Here is a 4,180-nt window from a genome sequence, read left to right on the forward strand (position 1 = left end):
CCATCTTATTTAAAATTTGCTTCTTATCTATCTTTTGCATAAGCTCTAAGACATCTATGCCTCTTTTTTCTTTGAAATTTAAAAGCTCTCTTGCGTAGAGAAATTTCTGATCCTTATTTATATCATAGGTCTCATACTTCTTTTTAACCTGCATAGGTTTAAATTTCTTCTCGCTTTGCTCTTTAGCTAAATTTGCATTGTATTCTTGTTCTTCTTTGATTATCTGCTTTCTTTGTTCTTCAACATCCTTTGTAGCTTTTTCTCTTGCTTTGGCAAATAATGTTTTAAACTCTTCTATGCTTAGATCGGTTCTATCTAAAAGACTAAGTGACTCCTTGTTATTATTTGGATAAAGAGAAGACATACTGTCCATAAATGCTCTTAGATCGGCCTCTTCTTCTTTTGTGCCAAGACCTATCATCTTACCTTCTATTGTTGGTTTGCCGTCTATAGAGTTATCCCTCAGAAAATCCATATAGCCTTGAAGCTCCCAATCTATCGCTTTTTCTATGGTTTCTGGATATTTCCCGTATAGAGCTCTTCGCTCTTCTGGAGAGTATTTGTTTGATAGCATATTATCTATTTTATCTATGGTTTTTGTTATCCAGTCTTCCGTTCCTTCTTCTATACCGATTATCTTATCTAGCCCAGCACCAAATGGTCCTTGCATATAAGCATCAACTTTAGCTTTCTCATCTTCTGCAGATAAATTTTTATTGCCATGAGCTATGTAGTCATCTAAAATTTCTTTATATTGCATCGATCCATTATAGGTAGTAATAAACATTTCAACTCCCCTTTATGCCTTTATATCAACATCTCTTTTTATACCAAGCATATCTATTAGGTATTTTCCAGCTGGGTTTTCATTTAGCTCTTTTACTAAATTTAAAGGTGGCATACTAAATTTTAAAAAGCTATCCATAAAGTCTTTGCTCTTTTTGCCATCTTTATCTATCTCACCAAAGAGTAGCTTTAGCATTTTTAGATTATGCTCCATCACCTTTTTAAATGAGAGTTCGTCTTCTTGGTCGCTAAATTTATCAAGGCTTTGTCTGTGTCTCACATAATCTTGCATATAATCAGGCAGCATAGAGACAGCACCATCATCTGCTTTTGAGAAATTTACCCCATAAGCCATTTGCCACATAGCGTTAAAGGCATTAAATGACCTTTGAAATTCTTTTGTGTTGATGTTTTTATCATAGCCGCCATATTTGCCTATCGCAGTGGTTTCGCCCTCGTATATGTCTAGGTTGTGATTTAGCACGCCAGCTATAAGACCACCTTTAGTTATGGAGCCATCTTTGTTAGTGTATTTTTCTCCGTGTGGATCCATAAATATACCAATGACCGTGTTTTCTTTACCGCCATTTGCGTTGTTAAAGATGTATGTTACGTTTTTTGGATGTATCTGCTTATCTGCCGCAATAGACAAAGAGCCATTGTAAAAGAGCGTGCTTATGGTCTTTGTTGGCGTATGCACAAAGCTATCTTCTACCGCAGAATACTCACTAGCACTAGCATATCTTTGATCTACTTGCAGACTTTGACGATCATAAGAAAAGCCTTGAGGGAAATTTCTTATATCTTCTGCGCTAAAGCTATCTTTTGAATTTAGCGTGTCTTCGCCAACGACTTGGGAGAGGATTTTGTAGGCATTATTTACGGTTTTTAGTATATCGATGCTATCAAAAGTCCTTTGCATATAGTCAGGCTGCGTCTCTATCCTGATTAACGACTCCAACGTGCTTGAGTGAATTTTATAGTCACTTGGAATTCCAGCTTGCTTGTTAAACTCATCCGTAAAGTAGCCATCCTTATCTACCTTGTAGCCTAAAATTTCTGAGCTTGTTTGTTTGGTGGCAACTTTAGTTGATACCTTTATGTTCTGCTCTAAATTTAAGGGGTAACTACTAAGTGCGTTTATCATCTAATATCCTTTTAGCTTTATGCTAAAGATATCGTCTTTTTTGTGAAAAGATTTATTTTGCAAAGGGTTTTTAGTCTGCATAAATTTACTCCTAAACTCTCGCATCTATCTTTTTATAAAGCCTATCTTTACTAGATAGTTCTTTAAAGTTTAGGTCATTTTCAAGATAGGTGATGTTGTAAATTTCTTTAGTGGTGATACTTTTGCCGTTTTCAAGTCCGATCAGGAATTTACTTGTAAATTTATCAGAGAGGTTTTTAACTAGCTTTGCTCCAAGCTCTTTTAGGCTAGATATCTTCTCATCTTGCTTTATGCCTATATCTTTAAAGTCAAGTCTATTTAGCTCTACATCATTCATGCTCTTAGCATCTAAATTTATACTTGCTCTTTTGCTATCTTTGTCGTCTTTACTGATTAGCTTGCCAGTGTCGCTATAAATTTCTTTTACCTCTAGCTCTCTTCCGCTATCAAATTTAAGCGTGATCGTGCCATTTTTGTTTAGCTTCATAGCTATTACGCTGTCTGTGTCCTTTAGAGCAGCAGCTGCCTTGCTCGTATCACTTTCAAAAGCATGCTTTACTCTTTCTAAATTTTCTAGGCTGAACTCAAGCCCAGTTGCTTTTTCAAACTCACTCTGCATAGCGATCATATAAGATGACTTTGTGGCTTTTAGCTTTGAGATGAGATCATCTGCATCTTCTACATCATTTTCTTTTAAATTTTTGCTTATCCACTCTACATCTTTGCTGTGAGCGCTAGACTCTTTTTGGTAGTCGTTATAAAATTTCATAAAGCTATCTTTTTGATAGCCTGCGTATGAAAAGCTCTCATCTTGTTTAGACCCAGAAGGCTTTATGATAGGGTTAAACTCACTAAGCTTTTTCTTACCGTCAAAGCCAACTTTCTCATAGGCAAAGTTGTTCAAGCCGCTCTCTTCGTTAAATATCTTATTATCCCTAAGATCTACCCAGCCGTCTTTGTCTGCATGATCTTTGAAAAATTTATTAGTCTCTTCTTTGTCTATCTTTTGGTAGCGATACTCGGCCGAAAATAGAGTATAAGGGTTTGAGTTGTTTAAACTAACTCTGTAATCAACCGTGTTTTTGCTAGCAAAGTCCATAGCCTCATGGCTTAAATTTCTAATATCTTTTTTGATAAAGTCGTTAAGGTTTATCTCGCTTACAACTTCGCTTAGTTTGAAAATTTTCTCATTTCCGTCTTTATCGTAGCCTCTAACTTTTAGCTTATCAAAGTATTTATCACCAGAATTTATCACTCCGTCCTTGTTGCTATCAAAGTTAAATAAAAATCCATTTGCATCTAGCTTGCCTATGCCTAGTTTGTCATTATCGTTATAAAGATCCAAAAAGACCTCTACATCACCCAGTGAAGTTTTTATCGTTTTTTCATAGGCGTAGTCATTTAAATTTGTAAATTTAGTATCTGCTGCCGCAATGGGCTTAATGGGAGTTTTTGAATTTATAGATGAAAAATAGGTGCTAGTTTGATCCACTTTCCTTAGTGCTGAGGCATCTTCGCCAAAGAGATATTTGTTTTCAAAGTCCTTTTTGTCCCAGTTTCTCCGCTGGATATCCACGTAAGAAAAAGCATCGTTTGTTCCGTTGTCTGCTTTAGCATACTCTGACTTCACGCCACTGGTGCCTGCACTTTGGATGATAGAGTAGGTGCTATTTGAGATGAGCTTAGTAGCGATGTCTTTAAGCTCAGACTTTAAATTTATGTTGTCTAAAGTTTGCACTCTATCTACACCAAGAAGGACCCTTGAATAGATCATATCTTTGGGTAGATTTATATTTATGGGCTCTAAATTTGGTGATATCGTCATTTTAAATCCTTTTAAAATATATATCTTATATCGGCAAATATAAAAAATGTTTAGTAGTATGGGGGCTAAAAGGGCTTAGAGCGAATGCCTACTATGTTATATTTTTAAAGCTCTCTTGTCTTCGTCCTCTCATCAAATTCTTTTAAAACATCCATTATTTTATTTGCTAGTCCCTCAAGCGTTTGATCTTTTTTAAGCTCTAAATTTCTAAGCTTTAAAATCCTGGCTAGTATATCCTTTAGATCTTTCTTGCCAGATAGTATCTCATCATAATAAGCCTTTGGTATGCCTATTTCGCTCCTATCTTGCTTTGTAATTATTTGATAGTTTTTATATACACTAAGAGCCTCGTCAGTTATCCTTGTTGTACCACCTTGCAGCACAAGACCTTGCTCGTTTTT

The 4,180-nt window shown here is 35.6% G+C and carries 3 protein-coding genes and 1 pseudogene; all 4 read right to left on the reverse strand.

All coding sequences use genetic code 11. From position 1 onward, the window contains the following. On the reverse strand, window positions 1-787 hold a 787-nt coding region (locus CVS91_RS10055), incomplete at its 3' end, for a cell surface protein (protein WP_234409694.1). Between the two features lie 12 nt (window positions 788-799). Continuing rightward, complete coding sequence (locus CVS91_RS10060) at window positions 800-1,933, reverse strand: Cj0814 family flagellar-dependent secreted protein (protein WP_107831860.1); 1,134 nt, start codon at window positions 1,931-1,933, stop codon at window positions 800-802. Between the two features lie 91 nt (window positions 1,934-2,024). Beyond that, complete coding sequence (locus tag CVS91_RS10065) at window positions 2,025-3,779, reverse strand: response regulator (protein WP_107831861.1); 1,755 nt, start codon at window positions 3,777-3,779, stop codon at window positions 2,025-2,027. Between the two features lie 104 nt (window positions 3,780-3,883). Further along, window positions 3,884-4,180, reverse strand: a pseudogene (locus tag CVS91_RS10070) (hypothetical protein); the annotation flags it as partial.

Source organism: Campylobacter concisus (genome assembly GCF_003048985.1).
Classification (GTDB): Bacteria; Campylobacterota; Campylobacteria; order Campylobacterales; family Campylobacteraceae; genus Campylobacter_A; species Campylobacter_A concisus_AY.

Coding starts and splice junctions, on each gene's coding strand:
- CVS91_RS10060 (WP_107831860.1), bottom strand. CDS start 1,933: ATGATAAACGCACTTAGTAGTTACCCCTTAAATTTAGAGCAGAACATA.
- CVS91_RS10065 (WP_107831861.1), bottom strand. CDS start 3,779: ATGACGATATCACCAAATTTAGAGCCCATAAATATAAATCTACCCAAA.